General features: G+C 65.1%; 27 protein-coding genes. 25 read left to right on the top strand and 2 right to left on the bottom strand.

All coding sequences use genetic code 11. From position 1 onward, the window contains the following. The first annotated feature begins 1 nt into the window (after position 1). From ABIG06_RS30645 to ABIG06_RS30525, 25 genes are all read left to right on the top strand, one after another. Complete coding sequence (locus ABIG06_RS30645; RefSeq protein WP_370139736.1) at positions 2-241, top strand: hypothetical protein; 240 nt, start codon at positions 2-4, stop codon at positions 239-241. Next, on the top strand, positions 217-1,608 hold the full coding sequence (locus tag ABIG06_RS30640) for a DUF7178 family protein (RefSeq protein WP_424578470.1): 1,392 nt from the start codon (positions 217-219) through the stop codon (positions 1,606-1,608). Before ABIG06_RS30645 ends, ABIG06_RS30640 begins: the two co-directional genes overlap by 25 nt. Beyond that, entirely contained in the window at positions 1,608-1,859 is a 252-nt protein-coding gene (locus ABIG06_RS30635; protein ID WP_370139734.1) for a hypothetical protein, read from the top strand. The genes ABIG06_RS30640 and ABIG06_RS30635 overlap by 1 nt, the downstream gene beginning before the upstream one ends. 1 nt (position 1,860) lies before the next feature. Continuing rightward, positions 1,861-3,429: a terminase large subunit domain-containing protein gene (locus ABIG06_RS30630; RefSeq protein WP_370139733.1), complete on the top strand. Its 1,569-nt coding sequence runs from the start codon at positions 1,861-1,863 to the stop codon at positions 3,427-3,429. Beyond that, on the top strand, positions 3,420-5,966 hold the full coding sequence (locus ABIG06_RS30625; RefSeq protein ID WP_370139732.1) for a hypothetical protein: 2,547 nt from the start codon (positions 3,420-3,422) through the stop codon (positions 5,964-5,966). Before ABIG06_RS30630 ends, ABIG06_RS30625 begins: the two co-directional genes overlap by 10 nt. Before the next feature lie 98 nt (positions 5,967-6,064). Then, entirely contained in the window at positions 6,065-7,198 is a 1,134-nt protein-coding gene (locus ABIG06_RS30620; protein WP_370139731.1) for a three-Cys-motif partner protein TcmP, read from the top strand. Then, positions 7,198-7,992, top strand: a complete 795-nt coding sequence (locus ABIG06_RS30615; RefSeq protein ID WP_370139730.1) for a DUF5131 family protein — start codon at positions 7,198-7,200, stop codon at positions 7,990-7,992. Before ABIG06_RS30620 ends, ABIG06_RS30615 begins: the two co-directional genes overlap by 1 nt. An 88-nt stretch (positions 7,993-8,080) precedes the next feature. After that, positions 8,081-9,157: a hypothetical protein gene (locus tag ABIG06_RS30610; protein ID WP_370139729.1), complete on the top strand. Its 1,077-nt coding sequence runs from the start codon at positions 8,081-8,083 to the stop codon at positions 9,155-9,157. 18 nt (positions 9,158-9,175) lie between these two features. Further along, complete coding sequence (locus ABIG06_RS30605) at positions 9,176-10,294, top strand: phage major capsid protein (RefSeq protein WP_370139728.1); 1,119 nt, start codon at positions 9,176-9,178, stop codon at positions 10,292-10,294. 64 nt (positions 10,295-10,358) lie between these two features. Further along, the gene (locus ABIG06_RS30600) at positions 10,359-10,766 is read left to right on the top strand and encodes a hypothetical protein (protein WP_370139727.1); all 408 of its coding nucleotides are present in this window, start codon (positions 10,359-10,361) and stop codon (positions 10,764-10,766) included. Continuing rightward, positions 10,766-11,506: a hypothetical protein gene (locus ABIG06_RS30595; RefSeq protein ID WP_370139726.1), complete on the top strand. Its 741-nt coding sequence runs from the start codon at positions 10,766-10,768 to the stop codon at positions 11,504-11,506. Before ABIG06_RS30600 ends, ABIG06_RS30595 begins: the two co-directional genes overlap by 1 nt. Positions 11,507-11,515: 9 nt before the next feature. Then, positions 11,516-12,895 (top strand): hypothetical protein, encoded by a 1,380-nt coding sequence (locus ABIG06_RS30590; RefSeq protein ID WP_370139725.1) that lies wholly within the window; start codon positions 11,516-11,518, stop codon positions 12,893-12,895. Then, positions 12,892-13,395, top strand: a complete 504-nt coding sequence (locus ABIG06_RS30585) for a hypothetical protein (protein WP_370139724.1) — start codon at positions 12,892-12,894, stop codon at positions 13,393-13,395. The genes ABIG06_RS30590 and ABIG06_RS30585 overlap by 4 nt, the downstream gene beginning before the upstream one ends. Further along, positions 13,349-13,843, top strand: a complete 495-nt coding sequence (locus ABIG06_RS30580) for a GNAT family N-acetyltransferase (RefSeq protein WP_370139723.1) — start codon at positions 13,349-13,351, stop codon at positions 13,841-13,843. Before ABIG06_RS30585 ends, ABIG06_RS30580 begins: the two co-directional genes overlap by 47 nt. Continuing rightward, positions 13,843-14,175, top strand: a complete 333-nt coding sequence (locus tag ABIG06_RS30575; RefSeq protein WP_370139722.1) for a hypothetical protein — start codon at positions 13,843-13,845, stop codon at positions 14,173-14,175. Before ABIG06_RS30580 ends, ABIG06_RS30575 begins: the two co-directional genes overlap by 1 nt. Next, positions 14,175-14,558 carry a hypothetical protein gene (locus tag ABIG06_RS30570; protein WP_370139721.1) on the top strand — a complete coding sequence of 128 codons (384 nt, stop codon included), beginning with the start codon at positions 14,175-14,177 and terminating at the stop codon, positions 14,556-14,558. Before ABIG06_RS30575 ends, ABIG06_RS30570 begins: the two co-directional genes overlap by 1 nt. Beyond that, entirely contained in the window at positions 14,558-15,199 is a 642-nt protein-coding gene (locus ABIG06_RS30565) for a hypothetical protein (RefSeq protein WP_370139720.1), read from the top strand. Before ABIG06_RS30570 ends, ABIG06_RS30565 begins: the two co-directional genes overlap by 1 nt. A gap of 23 nt (positions 15,200-15,222) precedes the next feature. Continuing rightward, positions 15,223-15,903, top strand: a complete 681-nt coding sequence (locus ABIG06_RS30560) for a hypothetical protein (protein WP_370139719.1) — start codon at positions 15,223-15,225, stop codon at positions 15,901-15,903. 10 nt (positions 15,904-15,913) lie between these two features. Continuing rightward, on the top strand, positions 15,914-17,641 hold the full coding sequence (locus ABIG06_RS30555) for a hypothetical protein (RefSeq protein ID WP_370139718.1): 1,728 nt from the start codon (positions 15,914-15,916) through the stop codon (positions 17,639-17,641). Further along, a complete protein-coding gene (locus ABIG06_RS30550) occupies positions 17,641-19,671 on the top strand; it encodes a hypothetical protein (RefSeq protein ID WP_370139717.1) in 2,031 nt (676 codons plus the stop codon). Before ABIG06_RS30555 ends, ABIG06_RS30550 begins: the two co-directional genes overlap by 1 nt. 3 nt (positions 19,672-19,674) lie before the next feature. Next, a complete protein-coding gene (locus ABIG06_RS30545; RefSeq protein ID WP_370139716.1) occupies positions 19,675-21,564 on the top strand; it encodes a hypothetical protein in 1,890 nt (629 codons plus the stop codon). A 247-nt stretch (positions 21,565-21,811) separates the two neighbouring features. After that, positions 21,812-22,063, top strand: a complete 252-nt coding sequence (locus ABIG06_RS30540) for a hypothetical protein (RefSeq protein ID WP_370139715.1) — start codon at positions 21,812-21,814, stop codon at positions 22,061-22,063. Then, on the top strand, positions 22,060-22,251 hold the full coding sequence (locus ABIG06_RS30535) for a hypothetical protein (protein WP_370139714.1): 192 nt from the start codon (positions 22,060-22,062) through the stop codon (positions 22,249-22,251). The genes ABIG06_RS30540 and ABIG06_RS30535 overlap by 4 nt, the downstream gene beginning before the upstream one ends. Then, on the top strand, positions 22,248-22,496 hold the full coding sequence (locus ABIG06_RS30530; RefSeq protein ID WP_370139713.1) for a hypothetical protein: 249 nt from the start codon (positions 22,248-22,250) through the stop codon (positions 22,494-22,496). Before ABIG06_RS30535 ends, ABIG06_RS30530 begins: the two co-directional genes overlap by 4 nt. A 109-nt stretch (positions 22,497-22,605) precedes the next feature. After that, entirely contained in the window at positions 22,606-23,166 is a 561-nt protein-coding gene (locus tag ABIG06_RS30525) for a DNA ligase (RefSeq protein ID WP_370139712.1), read from the top strand. 357 nt (positions 23,167-23,523) lie between these two features. Here the strand turns inward: ABIG06_RS30525 and ABIG06_RS30520 are convergent, their stop codons facing one another. Both ABIG06_RS30520 and ABIG06_RS30515 read right to left on the bottom strand, forming a co-directional pair. Continuing rightward, positions 23,524-24,063, bottom strand: coding sequence for a hypothetical protein (locus tag ABIG06_RS30520; protein WP_370139711.1), 540 nt, complete (start codon positions 24,061-24,063; stop codon positions 23,524-23,526). A gap of 96 nt (positions 24,064-24,159) precedes the next feature. Then, positions 24,160-24,960 carry a hypothetical protein gene (locus ABIG06_RS30515; RefSeq protein ID WP_424578469.1) on the bottom strand — a complete coding sequence of 267 codons (801 nt, stop codon included), beginning with the start codon at positions 24,958-24,960 and terminating at the stop codon, positions 24,160-24,162. Positions 24,961-25,075 lie beyond the last annotated feature (115 nt).

Below are 25,075 nucleotides of genomic sequence, written 5' to 3'. Positions count from 1 at the left end.
CATGATCCAGTCGCTTGTCTATCTCGTGCTCTACATCGTGGTGCTCGGCCTGATCGTCGGCCTGCTGCTCTGGTTGATCGATCAGATCCCGATCCCCGAACCTTTCCACCGCGTCGCGCGCGTCGCGATCATTGTGGTTGGTGTTTTGATTGTTGTCCTGCTTCTGCTTTCTCTGATCGGTGATGGCCCGTCGCGTCTTCGTCTTGGAGACGCCACATGGCTGAGATTGCTGATGACCTAGCGCGAGCCGTCCCGCTCGTTCGCACCAGCGTGCTGCCGCCGGATGCTCAGCCGACGGCCGAGCTGCGCGCCTATCATCCATCGCCGAGCGAGCGGGTGCGCAGCGCCGCGCAGGACGCGCTGATTGGGATCGGCGCCAATCCCTACAATGCCGGCAAGCTCGCCGACATCCTAACAAACATCGTGCAGATCTCGCCGCTCGGCGTGCCGCTCAGCGCTGCCGACTACGCCCACTACAGGGACACAGGCGACAATGCGAACGCGGCCATCGCAGCCGTCGGCGCCATCCCCGGCGCCGGCAAGGTCGCGTCCAAGGCCGCGAAGGCCGGCGCCCGCACCGCTGGCGATGTCGCCGCCGAGGCCTCGCGCCTGTTCGACACCTCGCGCCTGTCGGAGGTGCCCAACGTCAAGCAGTTCGACCTGCCGCGCTATCAGCCGGCGCGCGGCGTGCCGGCGCGCACGCAGGAGCTGATCGAGAACGCCGATGTGCGCGCCAAGATGCTCGACACCATCAAGCGCGGTCAGGAGATGGGCGGCGCCAAATGGTACAACGCCGAGCCGTTGCGCGAGGCCTTCAACGCCGAGCTGGGCAAAGGCGGCGACGAAGCCTTCCGCCAGTACATGGACATGGTCGCCGCGACGTCGCCCCGCTCCGACGTCGGCACCAACGTGCGCAACGCGTCCTACTATTACACGCTGGCGCGACAGGGTCAGCCGATACCGGCCATCGGCACGCCGAACCCGCAGCCCTACGGCCACATGGCGCAGCGGCTGCACCAGCAGAACGCCGGCAATGTCGTCGGCGCCGGCTGGAACCCACTGCAGAACCCGAAGCCCGCCTCCTTCGTCGAGAACCTCGCCGGCAACCAGATGCCGGTCACGGTGGACACCCACGCCTTCCGTCTGCCGGCGATGCTCGCGGAAGACCCGCGCTTCCTTGAGACCCGCTACATCACCGGAAAAGGCGCGACACCGCGCAACATTCAGGCCGAGCTGAAGGGCGGCCAGACCTCGCTCGCCGACGCGCTAGAGACGCCCGCCTTCTGGCAGAGTCAGCCCAAGGAAAACGAATATGCGGCGCTGGAGCAGTACTACAAATCGCTCGGCGCCGACCTCGGCATGACGCCTGCGCAGACGCAGGCCGCCGCGTGGGTTGGTGGTGGTCCCGTCACCGGGCTCGCATCCGACAGCAGCAAGGCCTTCGTCGATTTCGTCGAAGACCGCGCGGTGAAGACCGCGCAGGCGCGCGGCATCACGCCGGCCGAGGCGCTCTCGCAAATGATCAGGGGCAAGGCACCGCTGCTGTCCGTCGGCGGCGCTGCCGCTGTCCCGTACCTGCTCAGCACGCAAAATGAAGGAGGCACCTGATGGCCTCGAAAGCCCCGCCCCTGCGCGGCGTGAAGATGCCGAGCGGCAGTAAGGCGCCGCCTGTCTCGCGCACGCAGGACAACTACACGCACCACACCTCGCCAGTGTCAGGTCCTCAACCTGGCCCTCCCGAGATGAACCCGGAGACGTCGGCGCCGCGCGCTCGCATCAAGACCATGCCCGATGTGCCGGCGCACGTGACCAAGCACCCCAACCCGGTGGGAAGGCCGAAGAACCGCAACGATGCATGACGTGAGCTCAGATCGGTATCTGACGCTGTTGCGGCGGAAGCGCGCCATCATGCAGGCGCGCACCGATCTGATCACGTTCACGCGCCTGATGATGCCGGACCCGAAGCACGATGAAGATCCGGTGTTCTCTCTCTATGACCCGCAGCGCTTCCATCGCGTGATCGCGGCGGCACTGGAAGAAGTCGAGCGCGGCGAGTATCCGCGCCTGATCATGAACGTCGGGCCGCGCTTCGGTAAGACCACGCTGGCGAGCGCGATGTTTCCGGCGTGGTACATCGGCCGGCATCCCGACCGCTCGATCATCATCGCGACCTACAACGAGCACTATTCGTGGGATCTTGGCCGGCGCGTGCGCGACATCATGGTGACGCCGCAATATGCGCAGGTCTTCCCCGAGGTGCGCATCAAGATCGGCGCCTGCGCCGTCAACCGCATCGAGACCACGCTTGGCGGCGTGGTGTTCGCGGTCGGTCGCGGCTCCTCGATCACCGGCCGTGGTGGCCACTGCATCCTGCTCGACGATCCGATCAAGGACCGCACCGAGGCCGACAGCCCGACCGTGCGCGAGAAGCTGTGGACGTGGTGGAACCAAGTGCTGAAGTCTCGTCTGATGGACGACACCGGCACCATCGCGCTGATCCAGACGCGCTGGACCGAGGACGACCTCGTCGGCCGGCTGATCGATCCGCTCAACGCCTACTACAACGAGGACGAGGCCAAGCTCTGGCGTAAGATCGATTTCCCGGCGCTGGCCGAGGAAGGCGACGTGCTTGGCCGTGCCGAGGGCGAGCCGCTGTGGCCCGAGCGCTTCTCCAAGGAGTATCTGGAGCAGATCCGCAACGCCGATCCCCGTGGCTTCAATGCGCTCTATCAGGGCCGCCCCGCGCCGAAGGAAGGCGCGTTCTACAAGGCCGTCGATCTCGTGCCCTACACCCGCATGGACGACGTGCCGGCATTTCACAAGCTGCGCTTCTACGCTGCGAGCGACCACGCTGTCGCGGTCGACCAGAAGGCCGACAAAACCTGCCTGATGGTAGTCGGCGTCGATGAGCGGGATCACATCTGGATCATGCCCGATCTCGTGTGGACGCGTCTCGACACCGCGCAGGCGGTCGAGAGCATGGTCGTGCTGATGAAGAAGTACAAGCCGCTGTTCTGGTGGGCCGAGCGCGGCGCGATCGAGAAGAGCATCGGCCCGTTCCTGCGCAAGCGCATGGTCGAGAAGCAGGCGTTCTGCGCGCTCGATCCGATCACGCCGGCCGTGGACAAGCAGCAACGCGCGCAACCGATGCAAGCGCGCTGCGCGATGCGCATGGTGCATTTCCCGGTGTTCGCGCGCTGGTGGGCCGAGGGCCAGGATCAGATCCTCAAATTTCCGCACGGCTCGAATGACGACCTCGTCGATACCATGAGCCTGATCGGTCAGGGCCTCGCGAAGATGCACGGTCGCACGCGCATCAAGGCGCCGGAGCCCGAGGTGGTCAGCGGCACGTTTCGTGAGATGTGGGCAAACACTCGCCGGAAGGAAGGAAAGGAGCGCGTCAAGAGGAGCTTGCAAGGATGGCTGTAGACATCACCGGCACGATGGACCCGGGCACAGGCCTGCCGCCTGTCGATCAGCTTACGACCAACGGCGAGCGCAAGGATGTGATCCCGCGCGACGAGCCCGAGATCGAGGAGCGGCGCAAGCGGCTGGTCACGGCATGGGTCGAGCGCGTCAAGAGCGCGAAGTCGCACTGGAAGCCGGCCTTCGACCGCATGAAGGAGGATCAGGAGTTCGCCTTCGGCAAGCAGTGGTCGAAGCAGCAGGACAGCCGCTACGTCGCCAATTTGACGCTGCGCCTCGTCGCGCAGAAGACCGCCTTCCTGTACGCCAAGAACCCCAAGGCGGTGGCGAAGAAGCGCGAGCGCATGATCGCGACGAGCTGGGACGAGAGCCAAGGCACGCTGAACCAGCTCATGCAGTCGGCTGCGATGATGATGCAACAGGTGCAGGCGCAGCAGATGATGCCGGGCGCACCGCCGATGGATCAGGGCGGCATGCTGCAGATGGCGCAGGGCGCGATGAGCGGCATGATGCCGATGGCAACCGGCGGCATGCCCGCTGGCGGCCCGGCGCCGAACATCGACACGCTGTTCGCCGGCAGCAGCCCGGCATCGATCAACGAGATCTCCGGCGCCATCGGCGCGCAGATGGGCGGCGTCACCATGCCCGGCATGGGCGCCGGCCCGATCCCCGGCAGCATGGGCAGCGGCGGTCTCGGCGATCAGATGGGTGCGGCGATGGGCGGCGCGGTCGCCGGGCAGCTCCCCGGAGTCAATCCGCTGATGGCGCAGGCGGTCGGCAGCGGCATCGACATCATGATGGACGCCGCGCGCGTCAAGAACGAGAACATCATGATCGACAAGCTGGCGCGCACGCTGCAGCTCCTCTACGGCTACGAGGTCGACAACCAGCCGCACCCGTTCAAGGCGATGATGAAGATGACGGTGCGGCGCGCCATCACGACCGGCGTCGGCTACGTCAAGCTCGGGTTCGAGCGCGTGATGGAGGAGCGGCCCGATCTGGAGAAAGGCATCGCCGACACCTCCGAGCGGCTGGCGACGCTGGAGCGGCTGTCGGCCGATCAGGCCGACGAGCTGACCGACGAGGACGACGCCGAGGCCGAGCAGCTCCGGCTGCTGCTGCAGGATCTGATGCAGCAGAAGAACATCTTCGTGCGCGAGGGCCTGACCTACGACTACCCGCTGTCGTTCAACATCATCCCCGACACCAAGTGCATCGAGCTGAAGCACTGGACCGCCGCCGACTGGGTCGCCGAGGAGTTTCTGCTGTCGTGCGACGAGATCGAGGAGATCTACGGCGTCGATGTGCGCGGCCATTGTCAGGAGTACAACCACAGCGACCTCAACGGCCCCGACCCGGTGGCGCTGGCGCGGTCGTGGTCGGCCGGCGATGCGCGCGACGGCAACTCGCTCGACCAAAAGGAGAAGCGCGCGGTGGTGTGGGAGATCTACTGCCGGCGCGATGGCCTGGTCTACGTGGTGTGCGACGGCTTCGTCGATTTCCTGCGCGAGCCGGCTGGCCCCGAGATCTTCAACGAGCGGTTCTATCCGTGGTACGCGCTGGTGTTCAACGAGTGCGACGACGAGCGCGAGCTGTTCCCGCCGTCCGACGTGCGGCTGATGCGCGACATGCAGCTCGAATACAATCGCTGCCGCGAGGGCCTGAAGGAGCAGCGCATCGCCGCGCGGCCGTTCACCGCCGTGGTCAGCGGCAGCCTCGACGAAGAAGACCTGACGAAGCTGACCGAGCGGGCCGCCAACGACGTGGTCGAGCTGAACGCGCTGCAGCCCAATCAGGACATCAAGAACCTGCTGCAGGCCTACGCCGGCCCCGGCATCGACCCGAACCTGTACGAGGTCAATCCGGTCTACGAGGACATCCTGCGCACCACCGGCATTCAGGAAGCCAATCTCGGCGGCACCTCGAATGCGACCGCAACGCAGGCGCAGATCGCCGAAGGCTCGCGCATGACCTCGATGGGTTCGAACATCGACGACCTCAACGACCTGCTCACCGAGCTGGCGCGCAACGGCGGGCAGATCCTGTTGCGCGAGATGAGCCAGGACCGCGTCAAGAAGATCGTCGGCGTCGGCGCGGTGTGGCCGTCCAACGGCGCCGCGCAGGACATTGCCAACGAGGTGCTGCTGGAGATCGAGGCCGGCTCGATGGGCCGCCCCAACGCCGCGCAGGAGGTGGCGAACGCCCAGCGCATCTATCCGCTGCTGATCCAGCTCCCGGGCATCGACCCGGAGTTCCTCGCGAAGGATCTCTTGCGGCGTCTGGACGACCGCCTCGATCTCACCGAGGCGTTCAAGTCGTCGATGCCGTCGATTGTCGCGATGAACGGCGCAGCGTCCCGGCCGACTGCGCCGGGCGCCGGCATGGGCCCGGGAGCTAGTGCCGGGCCGCAGGGCGCGATGAACGCTGCGACGCCCGCAGGTCCAGCGCCCGGCGGGCCGCCCGATCAGACCGGCCAGCTCACCGGCACCGCGCCGCCGCGTCCGCATCCGTCGCCAGCCGGGCCGCCGATGCCTGGTTAAGCCGCACAACGAACAAAAAGAGAACGATGACTTTCCCAGCCCTCCGGCCTACTGTGGGTTGCATTTGATTCGGTTGTGCGCCCTTGGGGAGGACATTCGTGGCCAACAAGCCGGAGTTTTTTGAGGATCAAAAGGCCCAGTCGCGGGTCAAATCCACCATAGTTGTCAAATACTTCAAAGCGTGGGCGAAGATAATGGCCGGCGTAGTGCAGGGCGAGGCGGACCCACGTTTGGCCTATATCGACCTCTTCTGCGGACCGGGAAAGTATGAGGATGGGGCGGTCTCGACCCCCCTCTTGATCCTGGAGCACGTCATCGCCTCGCCAGAGCTGCGCGACAAGGTGATTGCAGTCTTCAACGACGCCGAAAAGGAACGGACGGCGGAACTCAGCGACAATGTTCGGGCGCTTCCAGGCGTCGCGACATTGAAGCATTCGCCCATGATTCGTACCGGGGAGGTTGATGACGGGCTCGTGCACGAGTTCGCCAGCATCAACATGGTGCCGGCGTTCAGCTTCATCGACCCGTTCGGCTACAAGGGCGTCACCCTTGAGCTACTTGAGGCGCTGATGAAGGGCTGGGGCTCGGACATGGTCCTGTTCTTCCCGTTCGACCGTATCAACGCGGCTCTGACCAATCCAAAGGTGACCAAGCATGTGGACGGGTTGTTTGGTAAGGAACGAGCTGATCGGCTCCGCGAGCTGACCTCGGGCATGCATCCGGAAAACCGCGAAGCGCTCATCATCGAAGAGTTCGCCGAGGCGCTCCGGGAGCGCGGCTATACATACATCATCCCCTACGTGTTCGAATACGAGCAGCGAGATCGCACGTCGCACTATCTAATTTTTGTGACCAAGCACCCGCTGGGCTACAACATCATGAAAGACATCATGTACAAGGCCAGCGCAGACAAGAACCAGGGAATTGCGCGCTTCGGGTATGTGCGCTCGCAAGCTGACAAGACACCCCTGCTCAGCCTCCTGAACCGGCCTCTCGACGACCTCTGCGACGAACTCCTTGAGTTCTTTGCCGGTAGGACACTGACGATGGAGGCGATTCACCGGGAACATCAGAAGGCCATTGGTATAAATCCGTTCATCAAGAAGAACTACAAAGACGCGCTGAACATGCTTGATGCCGCGAACAAGATTGTGACTAACAGACCGGGCCGATCCAAAGGCACGTTCGCCGACGACATCGTGGTGACGTTCCCACGGAAGGAAAAGAAGTAATGGCCACGAATTCGAAGATCGAATGGACCGAGGCGACATGGAACCCGGTCGCGGGATGCACCATCCTTTCTCCTGGCTGCACCAATTGCTACGCGATGCGGCTCGCAGCGCGCCTAGCCGTGATGGGCCAAGAAAAGTACGCCGGCACGACGCGGCAGTCCGGCGGCCGGGCGAAGTGGAACGGCGTCGTGAAGATAGACCCGTCGTCTCTGGATATACCGCGCAGGTGGAAGCGAGGTCGGTTGATTTTCGTCAATTCGATGTCTGATCTATTCCACGACGGCGTGCCTTTGGCTTTCATCCAGAAGGTCTTCAAAGTCATGGAGGAGACGCCCCAGCACACCTATCAGGTGCTGACGAAGCGCGCGGAACGTCTTGAGGAGCTATCGACAAAGCTCCGTTGGCCAGACAATGTTTGGATGGGCGTATCAATCGAGAGCGCCGACTACTTATACAGGATCGGTCATCTTCGGCGGACGAAGGCGAAGACGAAGTTCTTGAGCCTAGAGCCGCTCCTGGGGCCTCTGGAGAAAATGGACCTGAGAGGCATCGACTGGGCGATTGCCGGGGGCGAAAGCGGTCCTGGCGCGCGGCCAATGCCCAAGGAATGGGTGCGTTCTATACGCGACCAGTGCGTCGCCGCTGACGTCGCATTCCATTTCAAACAGTGGGGTGGAAAGAATAAGAAAAAAGCCGGGCGCGCGCTCGATGGCCGCACGTGGGATGAATGGCCCAATTCGAAGCGCCGTCGTCCGCGATCATCGGGCTCGGTTATAGCGCGCCCTGGCGCATAATAATCGCTAACTTAAAGTGAAATTTACAACGTGACCTGATCAGGTCTACAAATCGCGCCCGAAGGGATGTGACGCTGGGAGTTAGCCGATGGCTGACGAACCCACGTTGTCGCCTGACGAAGCGACGTCACAGATCCCCGGCGATCAGACCGCATCCTCGCCAGATGCACCGGACGCATCTGCGCTCTCGTCCAGCGCGGCCGACCAACCTTCCGGCGAAACCCACGAAGCACTCCTCGAAGCTGTGCAGCAGGCAGTCCCCGAGCTGCGCACCTCACAGTCACAGGATGATCGCGGGTCTGGAGCCTCGCCAGCTCAAGTTGCGCAATCAGCATCAACGCAAGACGCCGACCTCCCCGACGATCCAACGCCCGAGGAGCTGGCGAGATATTCGCAGAGCGCGAACAAGCGCGTCACCAAGCTGCTTGATCAGAGGCGCGACCTGCGCGCCGAGAACGCGCGGCTGAAGGGGCTCGAACCGTCCGCGCAGGCCGCCGACAGCGTCACCAAGTATCTCCGCGACAACGACATCAGCCGCGAAGATTTCCTGCTGACGCTGGAGCTGGCCGCTGCCATGCGTCGAGGTGACTTCCGAACCTTCTATGCGGGCGTCCAGCCCTACGTGAAGCTGGCGGAAGAGTATCTCGGCGTGTCGCTGCCGCCGGATCTGCAGGAACAGGTCCGACAGGGTCACATGACGACCCAAGCCGCTCACCAGTTCTCGCGTGAGCGGATGGACCGTGCGATGGCGCAGAACAACTACATGCGCACGCAGCAACAGCATCGGCAGAGCACCGAGCAGTTCACGGCCCAGCAGCAGCAGACGCAGCGCACGATCCTCGCCAACCAAGTGCGTGACACCGTCAACGCGTGGGAAGCGAAGGTCATGCAGTCCGATCCTGATTACGCGGCGAAGCGAGCCGCTGTGCAGGACACGATGTGGGCTGTGGTGCGCGAACGAGGCGTGCCGCAGTCGGCTGATCATGCCGTCAAGATCGCCGAGGAGGCCTTGCGGCGTGTGAACGAGCGTTACCGCTCTTGGGCGCCCCAGCGCCGCCCGACATCGAGAGCCCCGAGCAGCACCGGAAGAACCACAGGTGCGACGCCGGAGCCGAAGACCTTGGCCGATGCAGTCAAGGTCGCACGCGAGACGGCGCGCCTCTGATCCTTTTAGGGGCGTTCAATGCCAACCTATACCCAGCCGTTGCTGGACCACATCACTACCGCTGCGCTCGACTGGTGGATGAACAAGGGCACAGCGTTCAAGCAGGCCATTCAGGAGAAGCCCCTGCTCGCCGCGATGGAGGGCAAGAAGAAAACTTTTCCCGGTGGCAAGGGCAACATCATCATCTCGGTCAAGGGCGACTACGGCAACACCGCAGCTCCCGGCACCAGCGACCAGCTCGTCGGCTACCAACTCGACGACGCCGTGACCTACTACACGCCTGCCAACCTGAAGCAGGCGGTCTATCCGTGGAAGGAGCATCACATCGGTCTGATGCTGACGCATTCGGAGCTGAAATCCGACGGCATCAGCGTGGTCGATAGTTCCTCGTCGAGCGAGACCAGCGAGCATTCCGGTCGTGACGACACGGTGCTCGTCGGCATCCTCAACGACGCACTGGAGGATCTCTCCGAGCAGTACGCACGCGGCATGAACAACCTGCTGTGGACGAACGGCACGGCCGATCCGAAGGCACTGGCCGGCATGGCCGCGCTGATCACCGACAACCCGACGACGGGCACGGTGGCCGGCATCGACCGTGCGACCAAGACGTGGTGGCGCAATCGCGCCTACACGACCGCGATGGGCACCGCCGTCACCGGCACGCCCGCGCTCGCGGCATGGGGCGGCGCGCCGATTGCGTCGAACCCGACCGGCGGCGGCACGCTGATCACGCTGCTGCAGAAGGAGTACCGGCAGCTCACGCGCTACGGCGGCAAGCCGAACACGGCGTTCTGCGGCTCCGATTGGCTCGGTGCTCTGGAGAACGAGCTGCGCGCCAACGGCAACTACTCCATGCAGGGCTTTGCCGGCGGCAAGGACGTGTCGGTCGGCAAGATCTCCTACATGGGCACCGACTTCGAATACGACCCGACGCTCGATGCGCTGGGCAAGAACAAGCGCTGCTACTGGTACGACAGTCGCGACATCTATCTCGTCGCGATGCAGGACGAGTGGCGGCACCAGCATTCCCCCGAGAGGCCGCCGGATAAGTACGTCCTCTACCGGGGCCTCACTTCGACCGGGCAGTTGTGCGCGCGGCGCCTCAACAGCGCTGTCGTGATCGACATCACCTGATCGGAGACACGCCGGGGCGGTGCTCGCGTTCCGTCCCGGCGACCCCAACGCGAGAGGAGTCACCATGGCCAAGATCCACCACTGCACCTGCCGCATCAACCTGTCGGGACAGAACCTGCACATCGTGCATTTCGACCAGTTCAACACGCTGACGTGGCCCGAGGTGCAGGTGCTGATGGCGCTGCACGGCGAAGAGAACGTTATGAACGTGATGCCGGTGATGATCGATGACGTCTCGCCGTCCGCCGAGAAGGAGCGGTTGGCCGCCAAGTACGGCGCCCGCATCGTCGAGCAATGCTATCCCGGCCGCGCCTTCCGCATGCAGCTCATGATGACCGACGACGACGCGCTGCCGCATGTCGAGGAGGCGCGCGACCAGGTCAGTGACGCCGAGGTCGCTGTGCTCGCCGCGCAGCCGGCCGCCTTCTCACCCGGTCGCAGCCGCAAGCATGAGGCGGCGAAGGAGGCCTGATGCCGGTCGGCGTGCAGCTCAGTGATCTGCGACGTGACCTGCGCGCCGAGACGGGCACCTCGCTCAACCCGGCGCAGGGCGTGCAGGCGCAGCAGTCGCTCGACCTCGTCCTCGACCGGCAGCAGCGCGAGCTGTGGGACGCCTACAATTGGCCGCACCTGCGGTTCTACGTCGATGTGCCGCTGTCGCAGAACCAGTACATCTACGCCTACCCGGCGGCGATGCCGTTCGACCAGATCCTGAACATCTACGTCGCGACCAACTCGTCATCGAAATGGCAGCGGCTCGACTACGGCATCAAGGCCGACATGATCGGCCCGCTGGGCCCGAACAAGGGCACGCCAACCCGGTGGGCCAATCAGGTCACCGTCGATACCTCGGGCGCGACGCCGCTCACCGATCCGGTCGGCAAGCTCGCGATCACGCCGACGCCGAGCGCGGCCGGCATGATCATGCGCATCGAGGGTCAGGCGCCGCTGCGCCCCCTCACCGCCGACACCGACAAGTGCGTCATCGACAGCAAGGTTATCGTGCTGTTCGCCGCCGCCGAGCTGCTCGCTGCCCAGAAGAGCGAGGCCGCAGCGATGAAGTTGCAGAAGGCACAGAACCATCTGCGCCGGCTGCTGCAGGATCAGGGCGCCGACAAGCGCTTCAATTTCAACATGGGTGGCTCGCAGCGCTTCGGCATCGATCCCGACAAGAGCCGCCGCTACGTCCCCTACCTCGACTACATCCCGTGAGGTGCGGCCGTGCCATACTTCACGATCACCGACTTCGCTGCAGGCCTCGATCTCCGGCGCGCTTCGCTGACGGCGCCGGCGGGCACGCTGCGCTCGTTGCGCAATGCGCACATCACTCCCGGCGGCGAGATCGAGAAGCGCATGGCGTTCCAGAAGATCAAGACGGTTGATCCGAGCACCAAGGGCCTCGTCTCGGTCAACCAGAAGCTCTACGTCTTTGGTCCCGGCGGCCCTGGCAAGATCGAGCCGACCGACACGTGGGATGTCGGCACGCTGAAACTGCAGACGCCGACGCTGTTCGAGATCATCGATTACGACCTGTTCGACAACAAAGTGTTCACCGTGGCGTGGACCGACGCCGTCGGCAACACCAAGCGCTTCTACGACGGCGCCGACGTGCCGGCCGCCAACGGCTTCTATGTCCGCACCTACAAGACCAAGATGTACTCGGTTGGCGGCTCGGTGCTGTACTTCTCGGCCATCGGCAATCCGGCGGACTGGACCGGCACCGGCTCGGGCTCGATTGACCTGTCGCTGGAGGACAGCGACATGACCGACTGTACGGCGCTGGAGGTCTACTACGACAAGCTCGCGGTGCTGTCGAAGACGGCGACGCAGCTCTGGCAAATCGATCCCGACCCGCTAAAGAACCAGTATGTGCAGACGCTGCGCGATGCCGGCACCGTGGCGTGGCGCAGCGTGCTGCAATACGGCTCCGGCGACGTCATGTATCTCGCGCCCTCCGGCATCCGCTCCCTGCGTGCCCGCAACGCTTCGCTCGCAGCCGCCGTGTCGGACATCGGCTCACCGCTCGATCCGATCATCCAGCAGCTCTTCCGCTCGCTCGGCGAGGACTGGATGAGCGGCACCATCAGCCTGCTGCAGCCGGTCACCGGGCGGTTCTGGGTGATCCTGCCCGACCGTATCTACATCCTGTCGGCCTTCCCAGGGCCGAAGATCACGGCGTGGTCGCAGTACGAGCCCGGCTTCAACATCACCGCCGCCACGGTCTACCAGCATAAGGTCGTCGTCCGCGACGACGCCAACAACATCTACGCCTATGGCGGCACCGACGGCCTGACCTACGACGACTGCCCGGTGGAGATCGTCTTCCCTTTTCACGCGGGCGATCAGCCGGCGACGTTCAAGACGTTCAGCGGCATCGACGCGGCGGCGACCGGCCAGTGGGAGGTCTCGGCCGCCTACAATCCGGCCGACGAGGACGCCGAGGACTATCTCGGCCTGATCGACGGCCCGACGTTCCTGCAGGGTCGCTTCCCGATGGTCGGGCACTCGACGCACATGTCGCTGCGTCTGAGGTGCTTTTCCGATGGGCCGGCGAACCTTTCGAATATGATCGTGCATTACGCGCTGGGAGAGACCGGATGATCGATGTCGCTCCTGCAGATCGCGGCATGATCCGCTTCGTGATCGACCATCTCCGCGCGGCCGACGTCGCCGAGCTGTCGGCTTGCGATGCCGACTTCGCACGCCTCCCCGACCAGATCATGCGGGCTCGAGTATTCGCGTTCTGCGCCTACGACTTCAACGACGGCCCGGTCACGATCTGGGGTATGCTGCAGCGGCGCACCAACGTCGGCGCCGGCTTCGCCTTCGGCACCGAGCACTGGGGCCGCGCCTCCTCGGTGATCGTCCGCAACATCCGGCACTTCGTGATCCCGTATCTCTTGGAGAACGGCTTCCACCGCGTCGAGGCACTGGCGATGGCACATCGCAATGACGTGGCGCGTTTCATGACGCTGATCGGCGCGCAGCCCGAGGCGGTGCTGCGCGGCTACGGCGTCCACGGTGAAGACTTCATTTCGTACAGGTGGCTTGCAGATGAACATCGCAGCACGCACGCTGAAGAGCAGCACGCCGCACATTGAGCTGCGGCTGGCAACGAAGGACGACATCGCGCAGATCGTGCCGTTCCTAGCGCTGTTCTTCGCGCGCTCACGCTGGGCCGAGAACCTGGCCTTTCATTCCGAGCGCGCCGCGAGTTATCTGGAGCGCGCGATCCCGTCGGGCTACGCGGTCTACATTCTCGCGCTCGATGGCGGGCGGCTCGTTGGTCTGTGCAGCTATCACCTCTACAACGTCTTCACCGATCCGGTCGGCGTGATGGACGAGACCTATGTGCTGGCGGAGCTGCGCCGCTCCGATCTCGGCGCGCGACTCGTTCACCTCGCGCTGCATCTCGCCAAGGGCGAAGGCTGCAAGGTGATGAACTTCCCGGTCGCCTCGGGAATGTACGAGCAGCGCTCGCTGATCAACATGCTGGTGAAGCGCTTCGGCTGCGAGCCGATGGGGCTCCTACTGAGAAAGGTGCTGTGATGGGTGGCAAGGGCGGCGGCGACAGCGCACCGATGATGTATCAGCAGCAGCAGGAGGTGGTCGGCCACGCCGATCCCATCGATCTCACCGCGAAGCAGGAATACATCAACGCCAAGAAGGCGGCGGCCGACGCCACCGCCAAAGATCCGCAGCCGCCGACCGACACGCCGACGCAGGGCGACGATGCGAAGACACCCGGCGACACCATGGCCAACACCGTGCTGGCGCCGCCGACCTACTGGTTCAACCGGCCGGTCTCGACGCTGCAGGCAAGGCCGCTCTCCAAGAAGGGCGGCAGCATGACGATCAACGACAACCCCGGGAGCGTGTGATGGGCGGTAAAGGTGGAGACAGCGTGGTCTCGAACGCTGCAGCGAATAGCGGCCCGGTGATCGGCCGGATGACGCCCGGCGTTGATCAGCCGACCTCGACGGCCGACATCCCGCCGGAGGTGGTCGTGCCGCCGCTGGAGCCGCCGACCGACAGGCCGACCATGGGTGACGATGCCAAGACCCCGGGCGGTGACGGCTCGTCGCCGCCGCCGGTTGGAGATCCGAATGGCACCGGCACCAAGACCGACACCGGCAGCGTCGCCGCGCAGACGCTGGCGGCGCCAAGCTACTGGTTCAACCAGCCGATCTCGACGTTGGGACCGAAGCCGATCCCGAAGAAGAGCGGCAGCATGAAGACGACCAAGACCGGCGGGAGTGTGTGATGGGTGGCAAATCATCGCCGTCGAACAGCCAGATGGTGCAGTTCGAGATGGAGCAGGCGCAGGAGGCGCGGCAGAAGGAAGCCGACCGTCAGGCGCGTCTCAACGTCGGCAAGACGGCCATCGATAAGCTTTTCGGCGCCGATAATTTCGGCGATGCCTTCTACAACAAGTACAACAAGGCCTCGCTCGACTACTCGCTGCCGCAGCTCCAGACGCAGTATGAGAAGGCCAAGCGCGACATGACCTACGACCTCGCGCGGGCCGGCACGCTGCGCTCGACCGCTGCCGGCGAGGCGCAGGGCTATCTGGAGAACGAGAACGCGGTGAATGAGGCGGCGCTGCGCGCCAAGGCCGACACCGACACCGCCAGCCTGCGGCAGTCCATAGCCAGCCAGCAGCAGCAGGCCTACAATCAGCTCTACGCCACCGAAGACCCTGATGTCGCCGCCAACACTGCGACGCAAATGGTGGCGAATGCCTCGATCCAGCAGCCGAACATCTCGCCGCTCGGAGACCTGTTCAAGCCGCTGGTGATTGGTGCCGTGAGCGGCGTCAACAGCGCCATCGACACCGGCGGCTTCTACAAGAACCTCAACTCCAAATCGCCGACCGGCTCGGGCAACTATCAGTTCACGTCGTGAGGTGACGCGTTATGTGCGACCCGATGAGCATCATTGGTATCGGCCTCTCCATCGGCATGGCGGCGATGCAGTACAGCGCGCAGCAGGAGATGGCAGCGAAGCAGCAGGCCGCCAATGATGCATGGGTCGCCTACCAGCGCCGGCAGTCCAACGCCGAGACGATGCGGCAGGAGGAGCTGCGCCGGAACGCCGAGGCGGCGCGGCAGGGTTCGCTCTCCGAGCTGACGCCGGAGAAGCAGACCAAGGCGCAGGAGAACGAGCAGGCCCGGCTGGAGCAGGTGCTGACGCCGGAGGATCTCGCCAACCTCGCCGCCGGCAAGACGCAATCGATCAACGACAAGCTGCTCTCCGGCCAGCAGACCATGGCGGCCGACGTCAAGGGCAACATCGCCGGCAGCATCGCCAGCGCCGCGCAGGAGGCGCGCAAGCGGATCAACGCCCTCGCCGCCGTGCAGTCCTATGGCGGCTCGCAATTCGGCCTGACCAACCGCGCTAACGCCATCTTCAACGCGTCGGGCCAGGACATCCGTCTGGCCGGCGACGAGCGGCAGGGCTCGCTCGCGGCCTACGGCGTCGAGAAGGCGGTGCAGCCGATCACGTACCAGATGACGCCGAGCCCGTGGGGCGGCGCCGCAGGCGCCCTCGCCGGCAAGGTCGGCGGCGGCCTTGGCTCGCAGATGGCTGCAGGCATGTTCAGCGTTTAGGTGGTGACAGATGGCCGGGATCACATTCCAGAACGACTACTGGCTCGCCGACGCGATCAACGCGTCAAACCTCGACTTCTCCGGCGGCACCAGCCCGAAGGCGGTGCTAGCCGCCGAGCAGGTCAAGCTGCTGCGTGCCAAGCGTGCGGCCGAGGAGCAGGCTCTGGAGGAGCAGAACGCGCGGCTGCGCGGCATGCGCGACCTCACCGCCGCCTACGAGAAGACGCTGCCGCAGTACGGCCCGACCACCGAGCTGACGACGGCGCTGCCGAGCGTCGATGACAGCGGCCAGTGGTCAACCGCGCCGCAGTCGTTCGAGATCCCGCAGACGTGGACCGACCCGGCCGGCGCGCAGCAGTTCACGAACAAGCGCGACCTCGCGCTGCAGCTCTTCCGGCAAGGTGCGCTGGTCGGCAAGACCACGGGCGACATCGCCAAGATGCCGGCGCTGATGGCGCAGAGCAACGTGCTGATGAACGGCGTGCCGGCCGATCAGGCGCAGCGCGAGGCGCTGCAGTTCGCGACCACCGACAAATTCCCCGACGAGGGCAAGCCGCATCTGCAGAACTGGTACATCAAGGACGCCACCGGCAAGATCGTCGGTCAGGGCACGATGGCCGGGATCAACGACGTGCAGACCAGCCGGCCCGTGCGCGATCTCGTGCAGCCCGGCCAGACCCTGCAGATCGGCTCGCCGATCACCGCCGAGGCCGCCGGCCCGGTTGGCGATCAGAAGGCGCGACTCAATACCATCAGTCAGGCGGTGAACGATCAGGCCACCGGCAAGCCGATTGCGAACCCGCGCGACGTCGCGCTCGCCATCGGTCTCGAATATCCGCAGTCGCAGAAGGTCATTACCGATGCCGCCGGCAATCATTTCCCCGGCGCGTTCGACGGCAAGCTGATCCCGCCCGTGCTGCAGCCGCTGGTGAACCAGCTCAACCAGCAGCTCTATCCGTCCGCCAGCATGGGCGCACCGACGACGGCGCCTGTGCCTTTCGCAGGCCCGTCGGGGCCCGCTGCAGCAGCAGTCCCTCCTGCTCAACCTGCTGCAGCGGCGCCTCCCCTCGTGCCGCCGGGCGCAGTGGCGCAGACCGGAACGCCGCCGGGCTTCCAGACCCAGGCACCAAGCACGCAGAGCCAGCAGCAGATGGCGACGCGCGTCGCGCAGGCCTCGCAGGCGCGCCAGCAGCTCGAAGAGATCATCCTGAAAGATCCCGCCACCGGGCAGCAGCGCACCGCGCCTTACGTGCCGGGCCTCGCTCCGTCGATGCTCAATCAGGGCGCCAACGAGAGCGTGCTCGGCCGCTACGCCATCAAGAAGCTCGACCCGGTCGCCGAGCAGTACTTCGCCTCCGCGCAGCGCTGGATCGAGCCGGTGCTGCGCATCGCCTCGGGCGCCGCGATCAGGCCCGAGGAGTATGGCAGCTACTTCCGCATGTTCGTGCCAGAGGTCGGCGACCCGCCGCAGGTGATCTCGCAGAAGCTGCTGTCGATGCGGCAATGGGAAACCGCGACCGGCAACGCCTCGACCGCCAACGAGGCCCTCGCCATGATGCAGCGCGCGGCGCAGCAGAGCGGCGACCCGCGCACCATGGCGACCATCGAACGCATCCGCACTATCGCCACCGAGCGCGGCACACTCAACAATCCGGTCACCGATCCGGCGCAGGGTGCCGCACCCGCGCCATCGGGTGTCGATCATAACCGCGTGCGGCAATTGCTGGGGATGCAGTGATGGCAGACCCGAACCTCGACCAGATCGGCCAGTGGCTGCTCAACAATCAGGACAAGGCCGGCTCGCCCGACTACGTCACTATGTCGAACGCCTACCGCCAGATGAGCGCGCAGCCGCAGCCGGCGCCGCCGATCTCCGGCATCGACATGACGCCACCGAGCGTGACGCCGAATTTCGGCATCGACTTCAACCAGCCCGACGAGCAGGTGCGCAGCCAGATCGCCGCGATTCCCGACGAGCAGCAGCGCACGCGGGCGATGAACGCGTGGGCCGACGCCTACGTCGCGCGCGAGAACAAGGACGCCGGCTGGGGCCGCACCGCCGACAACGTGGTGCGCTCAGTGGCGCGCGGCATTCCCGGCGGCACGTGGCTCGACGAGCTGACGGCGGCGACCAGCTCGAACCCCGACGAGGTGCTCGCCTATCAGCGGGCGCGCGACCGCGACTGGGCCAGCCGCAACCCGTGGACCAACGTGGCAGGCAACGTGGCGGGTGGCGTGCTGTCGGCGCCGATGACCATCGTGCGCGGCGCGACCGCCTTGCCGTGGCTCGCGAACACCGCCATTGGCACCGTGATTGGCGGCGTGCAGGGAGCCGGCGAAGGCACCACGCCGGAGAGCCGGACGAGCGATGCCGCATGGGGTGCCGGCATCGGCGGCGTCAGCAGCGCCGTGCTCGGCGCGCTCGCCAATGCCTACACCAGCCGCTGGAGCCGCGCCAACGTCACGCCCGAGGTCGATCAGGCCGCCAGCAATCTCAACGTGCCCCTGCCCTACTTCGCCAGATCCGAGAACCCGAAGGTGCAGGCGATGGGGCGGCAGACCGCGCAGGAGCGGCCCGGCTCCAATCTCGCCACCGCATGGATCGCCGCACGCGAAGGCACCGACGAAGCCGGCTCCAACATCGTGCGCAACGTGACCGGCGCGCCGCGCGAGACCGCGCCCTACACGGTCGGCCAGGCTGTGCAAGGCGGCATGGAGAACGCGGTCGAGGGCGCCAACCAGCGCATCGCGCAGGTGTCGCGCGACATCGAGAACCTGCTGCCGCCTGGTCACCGCGCCGACACGCCGCAACTGCGCCAGACCATGACCGACATCATCGGCGAGCGCGGCGCTGCTGGCCACCTCAATCCCGAGGCCGGCATGGGCCAGACCATGAGCATCGCCACCGAGCCCAGCGGCCCGACGTGGCGCGGTCTGTCGCGCTACACCACCGAGCTGGGGCAGGACATCGGCAGGCCCGACATTGTGCCGCGCGAGCTGCCGCGCGCCGATCAGGCGCGGCTCTACGCCGCCGTGCAGGGCACCGACCGCCCCAACATCGTCGAGGCCGCCGCAGGTCCGCAGGGCCGAGCGATGTTCGAGCAAGGCACCGCGCAGCAGGCTGAGCTGGCGCAGCTCCGCGACACCATCGCGGGCGCGATCCGCAATCGCCAGCCCGAGCAGCTCGTCAACCTCGCACACAACGCAGCGACGCTGTCCGGCGGCGGCACCCGGCTCAACCAGCTCGACCTCATTCTGCAGAACCTGTCGCCCGGTGATCGTCGCCAGCTCGGGGCCGGCGTGCTCGCCAAGATCCAGAACGATGCCGGCGGCGTGCCGAGCGGTGTGGCGCGGCGTCTGGCCGACCTGCCGCAAGCCACCCGTGACCTGCTGTTCCCGCCGGGCACGCAGCTCGCCGCGCAGGTCAACGACCTGCAGACCGTCGCCGGCCGGGTCGGCGCCGTGGACAGCATGGCGCATGCCGGCTCGGCGCGAACCATCGCGCAGGAGATGAAGCGCTATGGCGTCGGCGCCACGCCGGCAGCGGCCGGCTCGGCCTATCTCGCCTCGCAGCTCGGCGGCGGGCCGCTGGTGCAAGGCGCCGTCGCTGCCGTGCCGTACCTCGCGGCCGGCGCCAAGATGCTCAACGACCGCGTGGTGCGGCCCTACGTGCTGCAGAACGGCCTCCCGCCGTGGCTGGTCGATAGCATCAACGCGGGCGGCTTCGGCGTGCCGCGCGCATCGCTCAACATGCTGCCCTCGGAGTGAGCCATGGCGCTGACGCAGCAGCTCGACCCTGACCTCGAACGGATGGTTCAGCAGCGCCGCATGGGCTATCTCGGCGAACAGGCGCTGCTGCGCTCGATCAACCAGCAGCGCATGCTGCAGGGCCTCGAACCCGTCGCCGATCTGGCGAGCGCTGTGGGCGGCAGGCCCGGCAAGATCCGGCAGACCGAGACGCCGCCGCTGCAGGTGCAGATGCCGCAGGGTGGCGGCCCGCAGGTCACCCAGTATACGCCGCCGCAGGACAACAGCCTCGCTGCTGCGCTCGGCGGCATTGGCTCCGGTGGCGGTCTGCAGCAGATGCTGGCACGCATGCAGGCGATGCGCGATCAGCGCGCGGTGCCGACGCCGAACGTCGTGCGGGGCCATGATCTGCCATCGCCGCGCACCGCAGGCACGCCCGGCAAGCCAGCCACCACGCGCGATGCTGTCGTCGGCCGCCGTCCACCGCAGCCCGGCGACGCCTCCTCGACCCGGCAGACGCCGTCGCCGGCCGCAGTCTCGGCCGAGCCGTCGCCGGGGCAGTCGGGCATCCTCGCCCGGCAGCGCGCACCCTACGCCGCGCAGATGGACGCCAACCCGGCGGTGAAAGAGAAAATGATGGCGCTGATGCTCGCCGAGGAAGGCGGCGACCGCGACGCCCGCACGGCGCTCGCCGAGAGCGCCTACAATCGCGGCGCCTCGCGCAACATCAACTCAATCGATCAGGTGCTCGATCCCCGCTACTACCAGCCGATGCACGATGGCTCGGGCAATTACGAGAAGGCGCTGCAGCGGATCAGGACCGACCCGAGGCTGCGCGCCGAGGTCGCGGCGGATCTCGCCCGCGCGACCGGCGGCAGCAACGTCTCCAAGCTGGCGACCGACAACGCCTCCGGCCAAGTCGCCGCCAACTCGATGACGAACCAGACCCACACCCACACCACCGCCAACGGCGAGCGCTGGTTTCGCAAGGATGTGCGGCCCGACGTCCACGGCCCGCTCGCGGTGCGCCAGACCCAAGATTGGCACGCCAACACATCGTCGGCGATGGTGGATGAGAAGCCCGAGCCTGCAGCCGCGCCAAAGCCGGGCACCCAAGCCGCCGCGCAGCCGCCCGTGAGTCCGCCGGCTCCGGCCGCTGCAGAGACGCCGCCGGCCGCGCAGGCCTCTGGCGGGCCGCCGCAATGGCTCAAGGACACCGTCTCGAACTACGCCACCGAGAAGGGTCTGCCGCCCGGCAATATCGGCTCGGTCGATCAACCGCTGTCGAAAGAAGCGCTGCTGACGCACGGGCTGAACCGGCTGGACGAGAAAGCCGCCGAGGCCGCGCCGTCGCCGCAGCAGCCGGCGCAGGCGCCGCAGATGACGCCGCAGATCGGTCAGGCCGCGATCAGCGCGACGCAGCCGAGCGCGCCGAAGCGCAGCGACAGCTTGCGCAGCGCGCTGTGGAGCGCGACGCGCACCGACCGGTTGCCGGTGCCTGCGCTGAAGCCCGACCTCCCGGCTCCAGCCACTGCACCGGCCCCGCCTGTGCTGGCGCAAGGCGCTGATGAGACGCCCCAGGCGGCACAGGCGCAACCGACGCTGCCGCAGGGCAACGCGCCGCAGCAGTTCATCGACGCCGCGACCACCGGACAGATCCCGCCGCAGCTCAGCGCAGTGCCGCAGGTACAGACGAGCTGGGAGCCGCCGCCGCAACTCCAGCAGTCGCAGCTCGGGCTCAACACGCAGCCCTTCGGCCAGGGCAATCTGTCGCCGATCCCGTGGGACTGGATGGGCGGCTGGGGTTGGGGTCCGCAGGCCGGCTTCGACACGGGCCGCGGCTGGGGCGGCAGCTTCGACACCGGCTTCTCCGGCTTCGACTTCTTCGGCGGTGGCAACATGGGCGGCTGGTAGGTCGCCCCAAAATTTTTTCAAATTTCGAACTTCGCTAAGCAAAAGAAAGCCCCCGGGCCTGGGGGCGGCGCCGGGGGCAATGCGTGCCGTTATGGGGTGTTGAACAGATCCACTCGGTAGATCCACCAACGCCGTGAACATCGGCCTCCTCCCCGCCGCCGTCAAGAACCCGTAAAACCCGCACTCTAGTCTCTATTGAGACTAGTCCAGATCGAGACTATGAAAGTGCAGTGAGGGAGGACAAGCAATGGCAGATTTTTCATCGGTGTTCTGGATCGTTCTCTGGGTCGTGGTTTCGCTCGTCATCATCGGCGCCGGCCTTGACTTGGTGGGCTGGCTCTTCAGCTTCGGAACCGACCCGCAAGAACGGGTTCGGCGCGAGGCGAAAGCCCGTGACGAGGCCGAAGCACGGCGCCTGCAGCAAGCGCTGCGAGCCGCCGACGCTGCCTACCGCAGCCCCGCCGGCTACAACCACGGCATCAAGATGGACGAGCGATGACCCCTGAAGCGTTCGTCCGCAAACTGAAGAAGCTCGGCTACACCCCGCACAACGCGCACGAGCTGCTCGGCGTCGGCCGCAGCTCCTGCTTCAAGTACGCCTCGGGCGAGAGCGAGGTGCCCAAGGTGGTCGAGCTGCTGCTCGACATGTACGAACGGCACGGCGTGCCAGATCGGAAGAAGAAATGACCAAGCCGCCCGAACCCAATCCCGTCGAGCAGGCGCAGGGCCTGATTGCCGATGCCGTCGCGCTGCTCGCCCCCGTGCTGGAACGCGACACCGAGCGGCTGGAGGCGATGCGTCACCTGCGCGAGGTGAAGCTGGAGACCAAGGTCAGGGCGATCAAGGAGGCGCTCGACAATCTCGAACTTGCCCACGGCGAGCTGATCAGGCTCCTGACCGACCCCACCATGTTCATCGAGCCCCGGCCCTAGCGCCGGGTTTTTCTTTGTGCTCCTCGGGGATGCGGACCTATCCGGCCGGCTTGAGCCCGGCGATTTGATGCTTAGATCACCGTCGATGTTTGAGTTAGCGCTGCCAGTTATGGCCAAGGTCGTGCCCGCCGGGCGCGACTGGTTCCACGAGATCAAGTTGGACGGCTACCGCCTGCAGGTCATCCGGCAGGGCAAGGTCGTGCGCCTGAAGACCAAGGGAGGCCACGACTACACCAAGCGCTACCCGTGGATCGTCGAGACCGCGCTGAAGGTCCGGCAGGAGCATTTCGTCCTGGACGGCGAAGCCGTGGTGCTCAACCTCGATGGCAGCGCCGACTTCGACGCGCTGCATTCGGGCCGGCACAATGACGAGGTCCAGCTCTACGCCTTCGACATGCTGGCGGGCGACGGCGAGGATATGCGTAGGCTGCCGCTCGGCTTGCGTAAGACCAACCTGGCCCGGCTGCTGCGGGGCCGCCCCGAGGGCATCTTCGTCGCGCCATTCGAGCAAGGTGAGATCGGCCCCGACCTATTCGAGGCCGCCTGCCGCATGGGGCTGGAGGGGCTGGTGTCGAAGCATCGCGAGCGTCCCTATCGGGCCGGCCGCTGCCCGCATTGGGTCAAGGTGAAGAACCGCAAGCACCCCGCCTATGCCCGGACGCTCGAATAGCAGCCAGTTTCATTGCAGGAACCTGCAAATCTGGGCCGTTCCGGAACGGGCGTCTGGGAGTGTAAAAAAGTCACTTTGGGGGAAAAATTCCCTTTACCTTTATGTAATGGCACGTATGGACATCTCGTATACTATTGAAAAAGAAGGATAATTTTCGAGGGCTGAAGGTTCCCCCTCCAACGATCTTATTGAAACCTTCACCGATGGGTGCTAGTTATGCCCTTGCTGATCGCGATGAAAGACAGCAACTCCGCCCCCTAAAAAGGGCTCTACGGATCGTAGACGCAAGGTGAGTCTTCGCACAGAGGGACTTTTAGCAAACGAATTTCCCTCCCTCGGAAGTAGCCCCTGCGGGGGCTATTTTCTTTTTTGGACGATGATACGACGCGGCTCGGGCCGCTTCAGCTTCTTCCCCTGGACTCGATAGTCCACGATCGTAGCGAATGTCACAGGCGGAAGTTTTTCCGGCAAGTCAGGCCGAAGGTGAGCGCTCGTTACGAACATTGCGGCGTCATACCCGTCAGCCTTCTTGGCCTTCTCGACATCGAAAAAAATTGCGTACGGCGCATTGTGCTGAGACAGACTTTCGAGAATCAGGAAGTTCGCTCGCTGAGTGAAATAGGCGCGACCGCCGGCAGCATACTTGATGGCATCCACTAATTCCTTCGAGAGATCATAGCGATCAAAGCAGAAACAGCGCCTCTCACCATCATGGACAATGTGCAGATCGGGGGTGTCTTCCTCCTTGAGGTCGCGAGTGAAACAATGCAGTCCAAACGTCACGCGAACGACGTAGGTCGGCGTGTCTTGCCCTTTGGGCGTCACCTCCAATCTAAACGGATGGAGGTGGCTCAGATCATAAAGCGTGCCCGCAATCTTTTTGGGCTTCCATTCCACGGTGCGGACTCGCTCAGGTTGACTTCTGCCTATTGCACTACTGAAAGGTAAAGATCGACTTAATGCGTTAACGTTTCGTTAGGGAGTAAGGCCGACTTAATTGCCTGCCTTATCCAACTCGATTTTCATCTCCACCGGCTCGTCATCCAGATCGTAGATCTGAGACACGTTCATCGCGAACGTCCGGAACCAGCGGACACGCTGGGCGGCGGGCCACTCCCCCGACGTTGGTATCTTTTTCAACAGCGCGATCAGTAGCGGGTCGAGCCCCAGCTCAGTTAGGCCGACGTCGCCACCGCCACCGCCACCACCATTCTTGTTTCTGTCCTCAAGAATTTCAGGCGGGACTTCACGCACAGCCACAGCAGGCATTACGAGTCGGGTCTTGCCATGCTCGAAAAAATTAGCTTGCTCTGCCGAGCGCTCGAACACTTGGCGTGCGCGGCCAGTCTGTTTTTCCGCAACACCCAGTCCGACGATATCGCGCTCCAGTGCTGCGGGTGGCGGCAGAACGCCACCTTTGTATTTGTCGAAGATCGCCTTGTAGAGCGGCACACTCAAGAAGGCATTGGCGCGCGCAGCGCGCTCCTGTTGCGGATCTACAATTGCTCGCCCCAGCGGCGTGAGCTTGTGGTTTCCGCTGGTAGTTTCGACGAGGCAAAACATGCGAGCGGCCGAAATCTGGATGCGATAGCCACTGCTTTTGGGACTCACATTCATCCAGGCAGACAGCTGGGAGTCATCGCAATCGCCGGTCCCCACATGGTCGTGGATGGCCTGCGCCACTTCGACGGCATCGCCCAGATTATTATAGGGAAAGCCAATGCTCGATCGCTGGCGTCCATCGCCCTCATCCTGCACAGCTTCCGCAACCTTGGTCACGTTGTCACCCGACATCTAACGGCTCCAATCCGGTTTGGAGAAAGGCCGAAGCCTGCTTGGCGGCGTCTCGGCACCCTCTCTTATGCGTTCCTATCCAGTCGGTCAAGGATTCTGTTTGCTATTTTTGGAT

It is taken from the genome of Bradyrhizobium sp. USDA 326 (assembly GCF_049739485.1).
In the GTDB taxonomy this organism is placed as follows: Bacteria; Pseudomonadota; Alphaproteobacteria; order Rhizobiales; family Xanthobacteraceae; genus Bradyrhizobium.
This window is presented reverse-complemented; position numbering and strand designations above follow the sequence as displayed.

Coding starts and splice junctions, on each gene's coding strand:
- ABIG06_RS30625 (WP_370139732.1), top strand. CDS start 3,420: ATGGCTGTAGACATCACCGGCACGATGGACCCGGGCACAGGCCTGCCG.
- ABIG06_RS30640 (WP_424578470.1), top strand. CDS start 217: ATGGCTGAGATTGCTGATGACCTAGCGCGAGCCGTCCCGCTCGTTCGC.
- ABIG06_RS30615 (WP_370139730.1), top strand. CDS start 7,198: ATGGCCACGAATTCGAAGATCGAATGGACCGAGGCGACATGGAACCCG.
- ABIG06_RS30535 (WP_370139714.1), top strand. CDS start 22,060: ATGACCCCTGAAGCGTTCGTCCGCAAACTGAAGAAGCTCGGCTACACC.
- ABIG06_RS30580 (WP_370139723.1), top strand. CDS start 13,349: ATGAACATCGCAGCACGCACGCTGAAGAGCAGCACGCCGCACATTGAG.
- ABIG06_RS30600 (WP_370139727.1), top strand. CDS start 10,359: ATGGCCAAGATCCACCACTGCACCTGCCGCATCAACCTGTCGGGACAG.
- ABIG06_RS30610 (WP_370139729.1), top strand. CDS start 8,081: ATGGCTGACGAACCCACGTTGTCGCCTGACGAAGCGACGTCACAGATC.
- ABIG06_RS30595 (WP_370139726.1), top strand. CDS start 10,766: ATGCCGGTCGGCGTGCAGCTCAGTGATCTGCGACGTGACCTGCGCGCC.
- ABIG06_RS30515 (WP_424578469.1), bottom strand. CDS start 24,960: ATGTCGGGTGACAACGTGACCAAGGTTGCGGAAGCTGTGCAGGATGAG.
- ABIG06_RS30575 (WP_370139722.1), top strand. CDS start 13,843: ATGGGTGGCAAGGGCGGCGGCGACAGCGCACCGATGATGTATCAGCAG.
- ABIG06_RS30530 (WP_370139713.1), top strand. CDS start 22,248: ATGACCAAGCCGCCCGAACCCAATCCCGTCGAGCAGGCGCAGGGCCTG.
- ABIG06_RS30565 (WP_370139720.1), top strand. CDS start 14,558: ATGGGTGGCAAATCATCGCCGTCGAACAGCCAGATGGTGCAGTTCGAG.
- ABIG06_RS30550 (WP_370139717.1), top strand. CDS start 17,641: ATGGCAGACCCGAACCTCGACCAGATCGGCCAGTGGCTGCTCAACAAT.
- ABIG06_RS30635 (WP_370139734.1), top strand. CDS start 1,608: ATGGCCTCGAAAGCCCCGCCCCTGCGCGGCGTGAAGATGCCGAGCGGC.
- ABIG06_RS30570 (WP_370139721.1), top strand. CDS start 14,175: ATGGGCGGTAAAGGTGGAGACAGCGTGGTCTCGAACGCTGCAGCGAAT.
- ABIG06_RS30540 (WP_370139715.1), top strand. CDS start 21,812: ATGGCAGATTTTTCATCGGTGTTCTGGATCGTTCTCTGGGTCGTGGTT.
- ABIG06_RS30560 (WP_370139719.1), top strand. CDS start 15,223: ATGAGCATCATTGGTATCGGCCTCTCCATCGGCATGGCGGCGATGCAG.
- ABIG06_RS30585 (WP_370139724.1), top strand. CDS start 12,892: ATGATCGATGTCGCTCCTGCAGATCGCGGCATGATCCGCTTCGTGATC.
- ABIG06_RS30525 (WP_370139712.1), top strand. CDS start 22,606: ATGGCCAAGGTCGTGCCCGCCGGGCGCGACTGGTTCCACGAGATCAAG.
- ABIG06_RS30605 (WP_370139728.1), top strand. CDS start 9,176: ATGCCAACCTATACCCAGCCGTTGCTGGACCACATCACTACCGCTGCG.
- ABIG06_RS30555 (WP_370139718.1), top strand. CDS start 15,914: ATGGCCGGGATCACATTCCAGAACGACTACTGGCTCGCCGACGCGATC.
- ABIG06_RS30645 (WP_370139736.1), top strand. CDS start 2: ATGATCCAGTCGCTTGTCTATCTCGTGCTCTACATCGTGGTGCTCGGC.
- ABIG06_RS30545 (WP_370139716.1), top strand. CDS start 19,675: ATGGCGCTGACGCAGCAGCTCGACCCTGACCTCGAACGGATGGTTCAG.